The sequence below is a fragment of the Bacillus sp. B1-WWTP-T-0.5-Post-4 genome (assembly GCF_009183795.1).
GTDB lineage: Bacteria > Bacillota > Bacilli > Bacillales > Bacillaceae_G > Bacillus_A > Bacillus_A cereus.
On record NZ_WEIJ01000006.1, the window covers coordinates 242,244 to 258,336 of the forward strand.

The following is a 16,093-nucleotide window of genomic DNA, read 5'->3' on the forward strand; positions in this document are numbered from 1 at the left end:
GTCTTGTTAATTATTTTTTTCAAAAGCTAGTTTAATACCAAATCCAATTAGGACGACTCCTGTTAGCCCTTGAATATAACGTTGCGTCTTCGGTTTTTTCATAAAAGCACTAATTTTATCAATTAAAAATATATAAAATGCAAACCAAATGACTGTTAAAACGAGGTAAGTAAGGCCCATTACAAGAAGTTGAATAAATGTATTATGATTTGGATTTAAAAATTGTGGTAAAAAAGTTAAAAAGAAGACTGCTACTTTAGGATTTAATAAATTTGTAAGAAATCCTTGGCGAAAGCAAGAAGTATGTTCGTTTTCATTATTCAAAGATAGATCATTTGTATCTAAGTTTTCTTTGTTTCTTACTGCTAAAAGGGCTTTAATACCGATATATATTAAATAGAGAGCCCCAACGTACTTGAAAATAGAAAATAAAAGAGCTGACTTTACAATAAGTGCAGAAAGACCAATTACAGCAGCTAAAGTATGAATTAATAGTGCAATACATGTACCAAACACTGTTTTCACTCCACCGACTTTACCAGCAACCAATGTATTTTTCGTAGCCATTGCTGTATCTGGACCAGGTAAAATGATGAGGCAAATAGACATAATGATGAAAAGAAGATAATTTTCTATCATAGCCGTCCCTCCTTTTTATTTTTAGAATATTTGATTAAAATCAGTGTAGCACAAAAATGGATTTAATAAAATTAAATTTTATTAAAAATAATTAAATAAAAAAGACTATATAGTAGCTCTAATTACACTACTATATAGCCTCGATTTTATACCGCTATTTGCGGGTAGTAAGATTTTCACCGCACAAGATTTAGCTGAAGAAAAGAAGTTAGGTGGGGGATGAACAAAACCTCCCCTCATGACAATTTCATTTTATGCATTAAGTAAGTTAAAGAAACGATTCACATCTTCTTCTGAAACGTCACTTAACTGTTTATATTTATAATTCGGATTTTGATCTTTATCAACGACAACGGAGCGTACTCCCTCGAAGAAATCTTCATGTCTCATGAAATTTTTAGCAAGTATAAGGTCCGTAGCGAAACATTCTTCAACGGATTTATCTTTTCCATCAATAAACTGTTTTAATGTTACTTTTAGTGAAATAGGGGATTTTGATAACAGTGTTTCTTTCGTTTTTAGAGCAAAGGAACTTTCATCTTTCTCCAATGAATGGATGATTTCTTCAATTGTATCGAAAGCAAAATGTGAATTGATTACTTCTAATGAAGGAGCAAGCTCGCTTTCTAAGTTTGGAGCAGTTGCAAATGTACGAATAACTTCTTTTAAATTAGTATGTACATCATCTTCTTTATGCCAATTTACACTTTCAAGTTCAGTAAGAAACTCTGGTAATGAATCAGATGTCATAAAGTAATCAGCAGCATTAATAAATAATACGTCAGAAGCTTTTAAAATAGATGCTGTTAAAGCAACGAATCGTCCTGTATATCCAGGCGCTTTATTTAAGAAATATGCAGCTCCGACGTCTGGGAAGAAGCCGATATTCATCTCTGGCATTGCCCATTTCGTACGCTCAGTTACAATGCGATACTTCGCACCATTTGTAAGACCGACACCACCGCCCATTACAATTCCATCTAAACAAGCAATAATCGGTTTTGTATATTGATAAATATATGTATCAATTTCATACTCTTCTTCAAAAAAACGTTCTGCATGTTGCAATGCCACTTCATTGGAACGCGCTTCATAAAGAGTTTTAATGTCGCCGCCTGCACAAAAACCTTTTGTGCCAGCTCCTTTTAACACGATAAGTGCAATACGCTCATCGTGTTCCCACTCTTTAAGTTTTTGTCCGATAGGTTGTAACATGTCATAAGATAAAGAATTAAGTGCTTTTGGACGGTTTAAAGTAATTATCGCAACGCCGTTTTCACTAACAGAAAATAAAACTTGTTCAGTCATAATGCATCCTCCCTTACATATCTTCTTATTCTTAATTCTTGATATGTACTGAAATGTCCTTTATAAATTTTGTCAAAAGTTGACGGTAAATATTAATTTGGTCACTGCATATTTTGACGAGTTATCTTTGCAGGATTTCAGAGACTGAGGGGGAATATTACAACATTACTGTAAGTGTAATTATTTGAAGTTATAATGATAAAAGCGCTATTATATAGGTGTGAAATGTTCATTATCAATTCTAAAAGTGTGTTTGAAGAAAAAAGAAATCGTACAATTGTAATAAAAAATTTTACACTGAATTAGAAATAGAGAAAGGAGAAATCGGAATGCCAGGACCTTTACTATTGTCGGTTATTATTTTGTCTTTTTTAATGATAGGAATAACGCAGTATTTTCATCATACAGATACGACAGAAGAAGTGAAGGATAAAGTACGTCTCGTATTTCCGATTTTTATAATATCTATTTCATTCTGTATTTTATTAAATAAAGATGGCTACATTGTCGCAGTGTTCTCATTTTTCGTCGCAATCGTCTTAATTACCGTTTTATATTATGTAATGAAAGACTTTATACAAAAATAAAGATGTCACAATAGGCATTTTTATTTTGGGGAAAATGTAAAATTTCACATACCGTATTTTATATAAAATACATAAAGCATATAACAATAGAAAAGTGTGTACTTTGCTGTGTATGTACTTGTCAATCTTGCATAGCCACTATACTATTAAAATGTAGAGATTATAAAAAGGGGTTGTATCTATCATGAAATTTGAGATGCACACAAAAATTATTTCAAATGAAAAAGAAGTAAGATTACATATTGAAGAAAATATATTTCAATTAATATTGGATGGTTATCACTTATTTACAGTTCAAGAAATATTGCCTTTATATAAATCAAATGAAGAAAGAATTGGAAGTGCAACGATATTGAAGCTAGAGTGGGAGAACGGAAAAACTACAATAAACTATCAACTCGTTTCACTAAAATCAGTAAATTAAAAGGAGTAGAAAAATATGAAGTTATTTCATACAGCGGATTGGCATTTAGGAAAGCTTGTTCATGGCGTGTATATGACTGAAGACCAAAAGATTGTATTAGATCAGTTTGTACAGGCTGTTGAAGAAGAAAAACCAGATGCTGTAATTATTGCAGGGGATTTATATGACCGAGCAATTCCACCTACAGAAGCAGTAGACTTATTAAATGATGTGCTGCAAAAAATAGTTATTGATTTACAAACACCAGTTATTGCAGTAGCTGGTAATCATGATAGTCCGGATCGTATCCATTTTGGAAGTAGTTTAATGAAAAAACAAGGATTACATATTGCAGGTCAATTTCAATTCCCGTACGAACCTGTTGTACTAAATGATGAATATGGAGAGGTTCACTTCCATCTAATACCGTATGCAGACCCAAGCATAGTTAGACACGTGTTGAAAAATGAAGACGTACGTTCTCATGATGATGCGATGCGCATTTTTATGAATGAGCTCTCTGAAACGATGGATAAAGAAGCTAGACATGTATTTGTTGGACATGCATTTGTAACTTCTTCAGGAGAAGCGGAGGAGAATACAAGTGATGCAGAACGACCACTTTCAATTGGTGGTGCTGAATATGTAAATAGTCATTATTTTGATAAGTTTCATTACACAGCGCTTGGACATTTACATCAAGCGCATTTCGTACGTAATGAGACCATTAGATATTCAGGTTCACCACTTGCCTATTCAATTTCTGAAGAGAAACATAAAAAAGGTTATTACATTGTAGAACTGAATGAAACTGGTGAAGTAGCAATTGAAAAAAGGTTACTTTCACCACGTCGTAAAATGCGAACAGTAGAAGCGAAAATAGATGAATTATTACAGCACCCAGTAAGTGAAGATTACGTATTTGTAAAATTATTAGACGAAAACCCTGTCTTACAGCCAATGGAGAAAATACGATCTGTATATCCAAATGCAATGCACGTTGAAAGAGCGATGCAAAGGCGAGAACTCACAGATACAAATGAAGTAACGGTTTCAAGACATAAAACGGATGATTTATCTCTTTTAAAGGCTTTCTATAAAGAAATGAAAGGGTTAGATTTATCAGAAGAGAAAGAACGCCTATTTATAGATGTATTACAAACAGTGCAAGAACGGGAAGGTGAACGAGGATGAGACCGATTCAGCTTATTATGACAGCATTCGGGCCATATAAACAGAAAGAAGTAATCGATTTTGAAGATCTTGGAGAACATCGTATTTTCGCTATTTCTGGGAATACGGGAGCTGGAAAAACAACGATTTTTGATGCGATTTGTTATGTGTTATATGGTGAGGCTAGTGGAGAAGAACGTAGTGATACGAGCATGCTTCGAAGTCAATTTGCTGATGATAATGTTTATACAAGTGTTGAATTAACCTTTCAGTTAAAAGGGAAACGCTATGAAATAAAACGACAACTTGGACATAAAAAACAAGGGAATAAGACCATTACAGGACATGCAGTAGAATTATATGAAGTTATTGATGGAGAAAACATTCCAGCCGTCGATCGTTTTCATGTAACAGACGTAAACAAAAAAGTGGAAGATTTAATTGGGTTAAGTAAACATCAATTTAGCCAAATTGTTATGTTACCCCAAGGGGAATTCCGAAAACTATTAACATCTGAGACGGAAAACAAAGAAGAGATTTTACGTCGTATTTTTAAAACGGATCGTTATAAATTAATGCGTGAGTTACTTGATCAAAAGAGAAAACAATGGAAAGATGTCTTGCAAGAAAAACAAAAAGAGAGAGAGCTCTATTTCCGTAATGTTTTTAAATTACCAATCCGTGATGGAGCATTATTAGAGACATTAGTGGCACAAGAACATGTAAATACGCATCAAGTAGTAGAAGCGTTAGAACAAGAAACAACCGTGTATAAAGCAGAGGTTGAGCAATTACAAGTAGAACAAGATGTTCAAACGAAGCAATTAAAGGATGCAGAAACACGTTTTCATGCAGCAAAATCTATAAATGAGAAATTTATAGATTTACAACAAAAGAATGAGAAATATAACACTTTACAAGAGAACCGTGCAGCAATTGAAAGGAAAGAAAAATCCTTTAAACGTGCGGAACAAGCAAAGCGCTTATTACCATTTGAACAATGGTATGAAGAAGCGATGGAAAATGAGCAGAAAGTTGAAAGTTTGTTAAAACAGATAATTGTCAAACAAGAACAGATAATGAACAGCTTTGAACTTGCTAAGGAGAAGTATGAAGTAGTAAAGAATAAAGAAGCTGAACGAGAAGAGGCTAAAAAACTTGTTCAAAGATTAGAAGAGTTACAAGCAATCATTGAATCATTAGCTGAGAGAAAGCTGAATTTACAAAATGCCGAAATTCAAATAGGGAAATTAAAAGAAAGTATGCAAAAGTTAGATCAACAACTAGAAGAGCATACAAACCAAAAACAGAGAATGTCTGATGAATTGCAGCAATTAGAACAAGCACTTGAGCAATATGTAGCTAAAGTAGAAGAACTAACGAATATGCGAGAAGATGCAAAAGTTTTAAAGCAAGCATATGATGTTTGGCAAGAAAAACAAAAATTCGAGCAAGAAAAAGAAGCGGCAACTAATAAAATGCAAGTGGCAGTTCGTGCATATGAAAACATGGAGCGCCGCTGGTTAAGTGAACAAGCTGGTATATTAGCTCTTCATTTACATGACGGTGAATCTTGTCCGGTATGTGGTAGTACGAATCATCCGCAAAAAGCTACAGAGCAAAGTAATGCGATCGATGAAAAAGAGTTAAACAATTTAAGAGATAAGAAGAACATTGCTGAAAAATTACATGTGCAAGTAGAGGAGAAATGGAATTTCTATCGACTACAATATGAACAAGTGATAGAAGAAGTTGTGAAGCGCGGCTACAATTCGGAAAAATTAGCTGAAACATATAGTGCACTTGTTCAAAAAGGAAAACAATTAGCTGCAGACGTGAATACGTTAAAAGCAAGTGAAGAAACACGTAAGCAGATTGCTGCGAACATGAAAAGCGTAGAAGAAAAAATAGAAGAACTTCAGAAACAAAAACGAGAAGTGGAAACAATGCAGCACCGTACAGAAATGGAGTGTATGCAACTTCGTACGTCATATGAACATGATAAACGAAATATTCCAGAAAACTTACAAACAGTACAAGCTTGGAAAGCACAGTTTGACCAAGCTATGCAGGAACTTAGGTTAATGGAAGACGAATGGAAGAAAGTCCAGGAAGCGTATCAGCATTGGCAAAATGAAAATATACGTATTCAAGCAGAACAAAAAGGTGCTTCTAATCAATTTGAAAGTGCAAAATTAAAGAAAGAAGAGACTTTCGCACGCTTTATGAAAGAGCTAGAACAAAGTGGGTTTACAGATGAATTCACGTATAAAGAAGCCAAATTAAGCGATGCCGAGATGGAGATGTTACAAAAAGAAATTCAAGGTTATTATTCATCGCTTGAAGTGCTTGCAAAACAAATCGAAGAGTTAAACTCAGAATTAAAAGATAAAGAGTATATGGATATTACATCTTTAGGTGAACACATAAAAGAACTAGAAATTAATCTCGATATCATTAAAGAAAAACGTCAACGTGCGCAAAATGCGGTAACATATATTTCGGATTTACATGAAAACATTAGACGTATTGATGAGCAAATTCATGAGGAAGAAAAAGCTTTCCAAGAACTTGTTGACTTATATGAAGTAATGAAAGGTGATAACGAGAGCCGTATATCATTTGAACGTTACATCTTAATTGAGTATTTAGAACAAATTGTTCAAATTGCAAACGAACGATTACGTAAATTATCAAACGGACAATTTTATTTAAAACGAAGTGAACGAGTTGAAAAAAGAAACCGTCAAAGTGGATTAGGTTTAGATGTGTACGATGCATACACTGGCCAAACGCGCGATGTAAAAACATTATCCGGCGGAGAGAAATTTAACGCATCACTTTGCTTAGCTCTAGGAATGGCAGATGTCATTCAAGCATATGAAGGTGGTATTTCCATCGAAACGATGTTTATTGATGAAGGATTCGGTTCATTAGATGAAGAATCATTAACGAAAGCGGTAGACGCCTTAATTGACTTACAAAAATCAGGACGATTTATCGGTGTCATTTCACACGTTCAAGAGCTGAAAAACGCAATGCCAGCTGTATTAGAAGTAACGAAGCAGAAGGATGGGTGTAGTCAGACGCGGTTTGTGGTGAAGTAAGCTTAAAAAATGGAGTAGGGAATCTACCGATACTTTTAGTGTCATATGTATGAATAATAAAACGTCGTCTCTTCATATTGGAGGCGACGTTTTATTTTATAAAATATCTATGAATTATCTGTAGAAGGCGGCGTATTCTCCAAACGATTATAAGCTTTAAAAGCTGAAATTGCTGAGATAACCCCGCCTACTAAAAATAAAGTCGATCCTCCCACTAAGATGATACGACTGACATATGTTTCCCGTGCTTCTTCGACTTCTTCTTGTAACGCTGTAGGCATATGAATCCTCCCTTTATAAAAGTTGTTTTATAAATAGTATATACAAACGCCTAAAATGTGTTAAAATAACTGATGATTTTATGCAGTGGGTAATTAGATGAGTAGGATGCGAGTGGCTAAGTAAATCTTCATCACAAATTTATGTGAACTTCACATAGAGCACATATTAACATTGTATTATGTATATGTACCAAATAAATAAATAAATAAAGTAAATGTAAGTTCTGTTTTCAAAAATTTAAAATCCTTTTATTTCTATATGAAAGTTTTAATCAAGGGTTTTAAAAAATTTGGAAATAGATCTTATGAATATGGAATTCATATAAAAGGGGAATGTCTTATGACAACATATACGAGTGAAATGAGAAAAACTTTAGTTTCAGAAGAAGATGTAGATATTTTAAAAATTATGGCGCATCCAATCCGACTGCAAATTGTAAATGAATTAAGTACGAGAAAAACTTGTAATGTAACACAATTAACAGAGTTACTGAATATTCCGCAATCTACTGTTTCACAACATCTATCAAAAATGAAGGGTAAAGTGTTACGAGCAGAGAGAAGAGGTTTAGAAATTTATTATCATATTAACAATTTAAAAGCGAGTAAGATTGTTAATGTTTTAGGGTATATAAACTAGTGAAATATTTTTATATAAAATAGCCCCTGCTGTTGAGCAGGGGCTATTTTGTGTTGTTTTATGTATTTGTATTTAAAACTTTATAGTTTTTATGATTTACAATTGTTCGATCAAATTCAAAAGTACCACCGCTTACATTTGTAATTTCAACTAAGACCGATTCAGTATAAAGTTTTAATACAGATCCTGTAATCTTTAAATTATTTCGTTGAAAAAGTATAGTATCCCCTACGTTTGCTTTCATAGTACCTCCTCATTAAAGACAGAAATATTTTTTTATTATATATATTAAACCACGGATAGATATATTAGTGAATATTTAGTTTTATTTATTGGAAAAAAATTTGTTCTCTAATTGAAGAGTATAAAGTACTCCTGTGTTAAAAGTTATATTTTATTTAAGTTTATCCCGCTATTTGCTGGGCAGTAAGACCCCCGCCTCAAAATTCAGTGGAAGCAAAGAAGTTAGGCGAGGGCTGATTAAAGTTTCACTGTATTATAAGCAAAGTAAATTGTTTTCAGCATTAGCGAAACTAAATACTGCAGAGAAACAAATTATTCAAAAGACAGACACTATGTAGCACAAAACGTAAAGTAGATAAGTAAAGTTTTTTTCAGGAGTATAAGAAAAATATACGTTTATTAATAAGATCTCTAATTGGTAAAATTCCAATTAAAAACATAGAAAAACTTTAATATAAAAAGGTAATCAATTACAAATGTAGAAGTAATATATACGAAAGGAAAGATTTATATGTCTAAAGGGAAAAAACAAGTTAGTCAACTTAGTTTTCTGGTGAATTTTATGAACGACAAGGGGAGTCTTGTGAAAATTTAATAGTATTATAGTATCCCCTTGTGAAAAAATGGTTGGGGGAATATATAAATGATAACAGAAATGAATATTAAAGTAGTTTGTGAAGAATCGTTTTCAAAAAGAGAAATAAAAATTTTAGAGACGTTTCTTTCAACTTTATCGGGACATTCTAATGCTCTCGTTACAAAAGAGGGGATGTTTTTAAACCCATTAAGTAAAGAGAAGAGTGTGATTTATTATCACAACTTTGTATTTGTAAAATCACTTACAGAACAAATGTGTGCAGAATTAAAAGAAGTTTTAACAAGACGTATTAAAAATGCTTTCATTATGATGGAATTTGTAGAGCCAATTGTTACATTTGAAGAAACAATTATAAACGTATAAAGAAAGTCAGGCTTATGAATTGACCCAATAAAACCGTCTCTTTAATAAATAGTAAAGAGACGGTTTTATTGTTTCACTTTTTAAAAAGGGTTCAAAAACAAATGTAAATCGAGCTTATACAAAAACTACTTATTAAATAACTGTTACGTATTTAATAAGTAGTTTTTGTATTTCATCCTTCGTTTTTTGTAACTGATTCTACGTTTTTGACGCTCCGCCTTGTAAGTGCTTACATAAACGAAAACATCTTATACAATGAAGGTGTCAAATCAAAAGAGGTGACCAAAATGAACATAAAAAAAGTAAATTTAGCGAATAGCATTGAAATAGAAAGAGGAGGCGGAAAGGTATGAAAAAATCAACTGTTAATCCATGGCTTGTTGTCCTTGGCACAGTTATAGTACAAATGGGGCTTGGGACGATATATACATGGAGTTTATTCAATCAGCCTTTAGTTAGTAAATACGGTTGGAGTCTTAACGCTGTTGCGATAACTTTCTCAATTACTAGTCTTTCTTTAGCATTTTCAACTTTATTTGCGAGTAAATTGCAAGAAAAATGGGGACTTCGTAAACTTATTATGATAGCTGGATTAGCATTAGGACTAGGATTAATACTTAGCTCACAAGCATCCTCATTAATATTACTTTATGTACTAGCGGGAGTTGTTGTAGGTTATGCAGATGGTACAGCATATATCACTTCACTATCAAATTTAATAAAGTGGTTTCCAGAGCGTAAAGGTTTAATTGCTGGTATTTCTGTCTCTGCATATGGTTCAGGTAGCTTAATCTTTAAATACGTTAACGCACAGTTGATTGAATCAGTTGGTGTATCGCAAGCATTTATATACTGGGGTTTAATTGTTACAGCTATGATTGTAATTGGTGCTTGTTTAATCCATCAAGCTGCAGATCAAGGAGCAGTTCATGAAACAAAAACTAAGGAATACACAACGAAAGAAATGTTAGGCACAAAACAAGTATACTTATTATTTATCATGTTATTTACATCATGTATGAGTGGCTTATACTTAATTGGTATGGTAAAAGACATTGGTGTTCAACTTGTAGGACTTAGCGCAGCAACAGCAGCTAATGCGGTGGCTATGGTTGCAATCTTCAATACATTAGGTCGTATCATTTTAGGACCATTATCGGATAAAATTGGGCGTTTAAAAATCGTTACTGGTACTTTTGTTGTTATGGCGAGTTCAGTCTTAGTTCTAAGTTTTGTAGATTTAAATTATGGTATTTACTTCGTATGTGTAGCAAGTGTAGCGTTTTGCTTTGGTGGAAATATCACTATTTTCCCAGCTATTGTTGGTGATTTCTTCGGTATGAAAAACCATAGTAAGAACTACGGAATTGTGTATCAAGGATTTGGATTTGGGGCGCTTGCAGGTTCCTTTATCGGTGCACTTCTAGGTGGATTCAAACCAACGTTCATGGTGATCGGTGTATTATGTGTCGTGTCATTCATTATCGCAATTTTAATTCAAGCACCTAAACAGAAAAAAGAAAAAGAAGAAGAGTATCGCAGCGTAGCATAAGTATATAAATCTTCTATAACAATATGATTACGAAAAAGCATCCTATTCTATTAATTAGGATGCTTTTTTATGAGTTATTTTAACAAGGTTAAATTACTTTTGTGATTTTCATAGATGTAAAAGTGAGTGAAATGCCGATTTGGATTATATTGAAATATAATAAATCGATACATCGTATTCGAAATATATATTAAATCTTAAATGACAAAAAAGACATTCATTAGTATTTGTAAGATATATTTTCAGAAAAATATTGAGAAAATATATACTTGAGTTTTTCATAAAGCATTTTAAATGAACGTATCTCTAGTTTAGCTTCTTCAATTTTAAAAAGAGGACTTTGAATTTTATTTATAATATAAGTACTTTTAATGCGTTTACATATGATTTTATTAAGAAGCATTAAAATACTTTATCTGAAAAATAAAAAAAGATTGACAAGTTTATTGAGAAACATTATCATTTCGGTGTAAGATAGTAAATGAAAAACATTATCAATAAAATGGATTTTAAAGTAATGCGCACTTGACCAATTAGTTTAGTAAGTGTATTATTTTTTACGACACAACTGATAATGAAAATCAATATCATTTGTGTCACTTAATGAAATTAATGTTTATGTGAAAGGATAGAGAAAATGAACTTAGGGGAATTTGATGGGCAAACAGTTTTAGTAACAGGTGCAGCACAAGGCATAGGCAGTGTTGTTGCCAAAATGTTTTTAGAAAGAGGAGCCACAGTTATTGCGGTTGATCAAAATGAAGAGGGGTTAAATGTACTCTTAAATCAAAATGAATTAAATAAAACACGTATGAAAACGTTTCGTTTAGATGTGAGTAATAGCGCTGCTGTTGAAGACATGGTAAATCATATTGCAAATGAAATAGCGCCAATAGATATTTTAATAAATGTTGCAGGGGTTTTACGTATGGGACCAATTCATTCGTTAAGTGATGAAGATTGGAATAAAACATTCTCTGTAAATACTACAGGGGTTTTCAATATGTCCCGAGCGGTAAGTAAAAATATGATGTTAAGAAAATCAGGGGCAATTGTTACAGTCGGTTCAAATGCGGCAAATACGCCGAGAATGGAGATGGCTGCGTATGCTGCGTCAAAGGCTGCAACGACGATGTTTATGAAATGTTTAGGACTAGAGCTTGCGGCATACAATATACGCTGCAACTTAGTTTCTCCAGGTTCTACTGAAACTGAGATGCAAAGATTACTATGGGCTGATGAGAATGGAGCTAAAAATATAATTGCTGGTTCTCAAAATACATATAGACTCGGAATTCCATTACAAAAAATTGCACAACCTTCAGAAGTTGCTGAAGCCGTGTTATTTTTAGCCTCAGATAGAGCAAGTCATATTACAATGCACAATTTATGTGTCGATGGCGGTGCTACGTTAGGAGTTTAATAAAAATTCAGGAGGTTATTATATTATGAATGAACATATAGCTGTAAAGGAATTGTCAGAAAAACTTTTAGAAGATTATAAGACTGAATCTTCATTCTTTTTCGCTTCACCAACTCGAACTATATTAGCAGAAGGAGAGTTTACTACAGTAAAGCATCGTGAAATTGAAAATTTCCCAGAGCTTGTGCAAGCGACATTAAGTAATGCGAAACAAGCTGGAAATCCAAATCCTATCGTTGTGGGTGCTTTGCCATTTGATCGTAGAAAAGAAGTCCAACTTATCGTACCAGAATATAGTAGGATTTCTGAGCGTTTACAATTGGATACAACAAATCAGCTTGAAACAAATGAGAACGTAACATTTGAAATGACGCCAATGCCAGACCCTGAAGTTTATATGAATGGTGTGAAGCAAGGAATTAAAAAAATACAGGACGGTGATTTAAAGAAAATCGTTCTATCCAGATCGTTAGATGTTAAATCTTCCGAAAAGATTGATAAGCAAAAACTTCTGCGAGAATTAGCAGAACATAATAAGCATGGTTATACATTTGCTGTGAATTTACCGAAAGATGAAAAAGAGAACAGTAAGACGCTAATTGGAGCAAGTCCTGAATTACTTGTTTCACGTAATGGTATGCAAGTTATTTCTAATCCGTTAGCTGGTTCAAGGCCACGTAGTGAGGACCCAGTAGAAGATAAAAGAAGAGCAGAGGAATTACTTTCTTCTCCAAAAGATTTACATGAACATGCGGTAGTAGTTGAAGCGGTTGCCGCTGCACTTCGTCCGTATTGTCATACATTACATGTTCCAGAAAAGCCATCAGTTATTCATAGTGAAGCGATGTGGCATTTGTCTACAGAAGTGAAAGGTGAACTGAAGGATCCAAATACTTCTTCTTTACAATTAGCAATTGCCCTTCATCCTACGCCAGCAGTTTGCGGAACTCCGATGGAAAAAGCAAGAGAGGCTATACAGCATATTGAGCCATTTGACCGCGAGTTCTTTACAGGAATGCTAGGATGGAGCGATTTAAATGGAGATGGAGAATGGATTGTTACAATTCGTTGTGCTGAAGTACAAGAAAATACACTGCGTTTATATGCAGGAGCTGGAGTTGTTGCTGAGTCAAAACCAGAAGATGAGTTAGCAGAAACATCAGCTAAGTTCCAAACAATGCTAAAAGCTTTAGGGCTAAGAGATAGTTCACTTAATGAAAAATAGGGGGAAGAAAGAATGCTAGTAGGTTATACAGAATGGCCAAAAGAATTTGCCGATCGTTACCGAGAAGAAGGATGTTGGCTTGGTGAAACATTTGGAGGAGTGTTAAGAGAGCGGGCTGAGAAATATGGAGATCAAATCGCGGTTGTAAGTGGTAAGAAGCATATAACATATAGTGAACTTAATAAAAAGGTAGATCGTTTAGCAGCAGGTTTACTAAATTTAGGAATAAAGAAAGAGGACAGAGTTGTAATCCAGTTACCTAACATTATCGAGTTTTTCGAAATATGTTTTGCACTATTTCGAATTGGAGCGCTTCCTGTCTTTGCACTGCCGTCACATCGAAGCAGTGAAATTAGTTATTTTTGTGATTTTGGCGAGGCGAGCGCTTACGTTATTTCAGATAAGGCTCTCGGTTTTGATTATCGAAAACTAGCAAGAGAAGTGAAAGAGAAAGTGCCAACTTTACAACATGTAATTGTAGTGGGAGAAGAAGAAGAGTTTGTGAACATAAATGATCTGTATATGGATCCCGTCTCATTACCAGAAGTTCAGCCAAGTGATGTTGCGTTTCTCCAATTATCAGGAGGCACAACAGGTCTTTCTAAATTAATTCCTAGAACACATGATGACTATATTTATAGTTTACGTGTTAGCGCTGAAATTTGTAATTTGAATGCAGAAAGCGTCTATATGGCAGTTCTTCCAGTAGCACACAATTACCCAATGAGTTCTCCAGGGACATTTGGAACTTTCTATGCGGGTGGAAAAGTGGTATTGGCAACTGGTGGTAGTCCAGATGAGGCCTTTGCTCTTATTGAAAAAGAAAAAGTTACAATTACAGCGCTCGTTCCGCCATTAGCAATGATTTGGCTTGATGCTGCATCTTCTCGTAATGCCGATTTATCGAGCTTAGAGGTTATTCAAGTAGGTGGTGCTAAGTTTAGCGCTGAGGTTGCAAGACGTATACGCCCTACATTTGGATGTACGTTACAGCAAGTATTCGGTATGGCGGAAGGATTAGTGAACTATACAAGATTAGACGATCCGGAAGAAATTATTATTCATACACAAGGTAGACCAATGTCTGCACTCGATGAAGTACGAGTTGTTGATGAAAATGACAACGATGTACAACCGGGCGAAGTAGGTAGTTTATTAACACGAGGTCCATATACAATTCGTGGTTACTATAAAGCCGAAGAGCATAATGCACGATCATTTACAAAGGATGGGTTTTATCGCACAGGTGATCTTGTAAAAGTAAATGAACAAGGATACATCATTGTAGAAGGAAGAGATAAAGATCAAATTAACCGTGGTGGTGAGAAAGTTGCTGCGGAAGAAGTTGAAAATCATCTATTAGCACACGATGCGATCCATGACGTAGCAATCGTATCTATGCCTGACGATTATTTAGGTGAACGCACCTGTGCTTTTGTTATAGTTCGCGGACAAGTTCCGGCAGTAAGTGAATTAAAAATGTTTTTAAGAGAACGTGGTATAGCGGCTTATAAAATTCCAGATCGAATTGAATTTATTGAAGCATTCCCGCAAACAGGAGTCGGAAAAGTCAGCAAAAAAGAACTACGTAAAGTCATTGCTGAAAAGCTTATTACAGTAAAACAATAATAAAAATCGGAAGGAAGTGATTAGATGGCTATCCCATCTATTTCAGTATATAAAATGCCAATTGAATCAGAACTACCAAAAAATAAAGTGAATTGGACACCAGATCCGAAACGTGCAGTACTTTTAATTCATGACATGCAAGAATACTTTCTTGATGCATATAGCGATAAAGAATCACCAAAAGTAGAACTTATTTCAAATATTAAAATGATAAGAGAAAAATGTAAGGAACTTGGTATACCAGTTGTTTATACAGCACAACCTGGTGGGCAAACGTTAGAACAACGAGGTTTATTACAAGACTTTTGGGGTGACGGTATACCTGCTGGACCAGATAAAAAGAAAATTGTTGATGAACTTACTCCTGATGAGGATGATATATTCATAACAAAATGGAGATATAGTGCATTTAAAAAGACAAATCTATTAGAAATTTTAAATGAACAAGGAAGAGATCAACTCATTATTTGCGGTATTTATGCGCATATTGGCTGTCTTTTAACAGCTTGTGAAGCATTTATGGATGGTATAGAGCCGTTCTTTGTAGCAGATGCAGTTGCTGATTTTTCACTAGAGCATCATAAACAAGCATTGGAGTATGCATCTAATAGATGTGCAGTAACGACATCAACAAACCTACTGTTAAACGATTTACAAAGTGTAAAAGATGATGAGAGTGAAGGAATCACTATACAGGAAGTGCATGAACTAGTTGCACAACTACTTCGTGAGCCAGTAGAGAGTATTGATATTGATGAGGACTTATTAAATAGAGGGCTTGATTCGGTCAGAATTATGAGTTTAGTAGAGAAGTGGCGTCGTGAAGGGAAAGAAATCACTTTTGCAGATTTAGCAGAACATCCAACTGTTGCAGGTTGGTACAGTTTACTATCTTCACAAACAGCACAGGTGCTGTAACAAA

Annotated in this window: 15 protein-coding genes; 11 read left to right on the top strand and 4 right to left on the bottom strand. The window is 34.1% G+C overall.

The window, feature by feature from the left end; all coding sequences use genetic code 11:
* Positions 1–6: 6 nt before the first annotated feature.
* Complete coding sequence (locus GBN91_RS19745) at positions 7–639, bottom strand: LysE family translocator (protein WP_000572360.1); 633 nt, start codon at positions 637–639, stop codon at positions 7–9.
* Positions 640–891: 252 nt separating this feature from the next.
* Positions 892–1,947 (bottom strand): enoyl-CoA hydratase/isomerase family protein, encoded by a 1,056-nt coding sequence (locus GBN91_RS19750; protein ID WP_152122060.1) that lies wholly within the window; start codon positions 1,945–1,947, stop codon positions 892–894.
* A gap of 329 nt (positions 1,948–2,276) precedes the next feature.
* Between GBN91_RS19750 and GBN91_RS19755 the strand changes: the two genes are divergently transcribed.
* The 4 genes from GBN91_RS19755 to GBN91_RS19770 all read left to right on the top strand — a co-directional run bounded on the left by GBN91_RS19755 (position 2,277) and on the right by GBN91_RS19770 (position 7,217).
* Entirely contained in the window at positions 2,277–2,534 is a 258-nt protein-coding gene (locus GBN91_RS19755; protein ID WP_001119404.1) for a hypothetical protein, read from the top strand.
* Between the two features lie 184 nt (positions 2,535–2,718).
* A complete protein-coding gene (locus tag GBN91_RS19760) occupies positions 2,719–2,958 on the top strand; it encodes a DUF2584 family protein (protein ID WP_000667346.1) in 240 nt (79 codons plus the stop codon).
* A gap of 15 nt (positions 2,959–2,973) precedes the next feature.
* On the top strand, positions 2,974–4,131 hold the full coding sequence (locus GBN91_RS19765) for an exonuclease SbcCD subunit D (protein WP_000765150.1): 1,158 nt from the start codon (positions 2,974–2,976) through the stop codon (positions 4,129–4,131).
* Positions 4,128–7,217 carry an AAA family ATPase gene (locus tag GBN91_RS19770; protein WP_152122062.1) on the top strand — a complete coding sequence of 1,030 codons (3,090 nt, stop codon included), beginning with the start codon at positions 4,128–4,130 and terminating at the stop codon, positions 7,215–7,217. The genes GBN91_RS19765 and GBN91_RS19770 overlap by 4 nt, the downstream gene beginning before the upstream one ends.
* A 107-nt stretch (positions 7,218–7,324) precedes the next feature.
* Here GBN91_RS19770 and GBN91_RS28925 read toward each other — a convergent pair whose 3' ends face one another.
* Positions 7,325–7,498, bottom strand: a complete 174-nt coding sequence (locus GBN91_RS28925) for a hypothetical protein (RefSeq protein WP_001141668.1) — start codon at positions 7,496–7,498, stop codon at positions 7,325–7,327.
* A gap of 340 nt (positions 7,499–7,838) precedes the next feature.
* Here GBN91_RS28925 and GBN91_RS19775 point away from each other — a divergent pair, with 340 nt between their 5' ends.
* On the top strand, positions 7,839–8,138 hold the full coding sequence (locus tag GBN91_RS19775) for an ArsR/SmtB family transcription factor (protein ID WP_000214801.1): 300 nt from the start codon (positions 7,839–7,841) through the stop codon (positions 8,136–8,138).
* A 58-nt stretch (positions 8,139–8,196) separates the two neighbouring features.
* Here GBN91_RS19775 and GBN91_RS19780 read toward each other — a convergent pair whose 3' ends face one another.
* Complete coding sequence (locus GBN91_RS19780; protein WP_000646793.1) at positions 8,197–8,382, bottom strand: YkvS family protein; 186 nt, start codon at positions 8,380–8,382, stop codon at positions 8,197–8,199.
* Between the two features lie 642 nt (positions 8,383–9,024).
* Here GBN91_RS19780 and GBN91_RS19790 point away from each other — a divergent pair.
* From GBN91_RS19790 to GBN91_RS19815, 6 genes are all read left to right on the top strand, one after another.
* Positions 9,025–9,342, top strand: coding sequence for a hypothetical protein (locus tag GBN91_RS19790; protein WP_000627304.1), 318 nt, complete (start codon positions 9,025–9,027; stop codon positions 9,340–9,342).
* Between the two features lie 349 nt (positions 9,343–9,691).
* Positions 9,692–10,894: an L-lactate MFS transporter gene (locus tag GBN91_RS19795; protein WP_006918566.1), complete on the top strand. Its 1,203-nt coding sequence runs from the start codon at positions 9,692–9,694 to the stop codon at positions 10,892–10,894.
* Between the two features lie 637 nt (positions 10,895–11,531).
* Positions 11,532–12,317, top strand: a complete 786-nt coding sequence (gene dhbA / locus GBN91_RS19800; protein ID WP_001048437.1) for a 2,3-dihydro-2,3-dihydroxybenzoate dehydrogenase — start codon at positions 11,532–11,534, stop codon at positions 12,315–12,317.
* A gap of 25 nt (positions 12,318–12,342) precedes the next feature.
* Entirely contained in the window at positions 12,343–13,542 is a 1,200-nt protein-coding gene (dhbC, locus tag GBN91_RS19805; RefSeq protein WP_001002068.1) for an isochorismate synthase DhbC, read from the top strand.
* A gap of 12 nt (positions 13,543–13,554) precedes the next feature.
* Positions 13,555–15,171, top strand: a complete 1,617-nt coding sequence (locus GBN91_RS19810; protein ID WP_006918568.1) for a (2,3-dihydroxybenzoyl)adenylate synthase — start codon at positions 13,555–13,557, stop codon at positions 15,169–15,171.
* Between the two features lie 24 nt (positions 15,172–15,195).
* A complete protein-coding gene (locus GBN91_RS19815; RefSeq protein WP_006918577.1) occupies positions 15,196–16,089 on the top strand; it encodes an isochorismatase family protein in 894 nt (297 codons plus the stop codon).
* Positions 16,090–16,093: the final 4 nt, after the last annotated feature.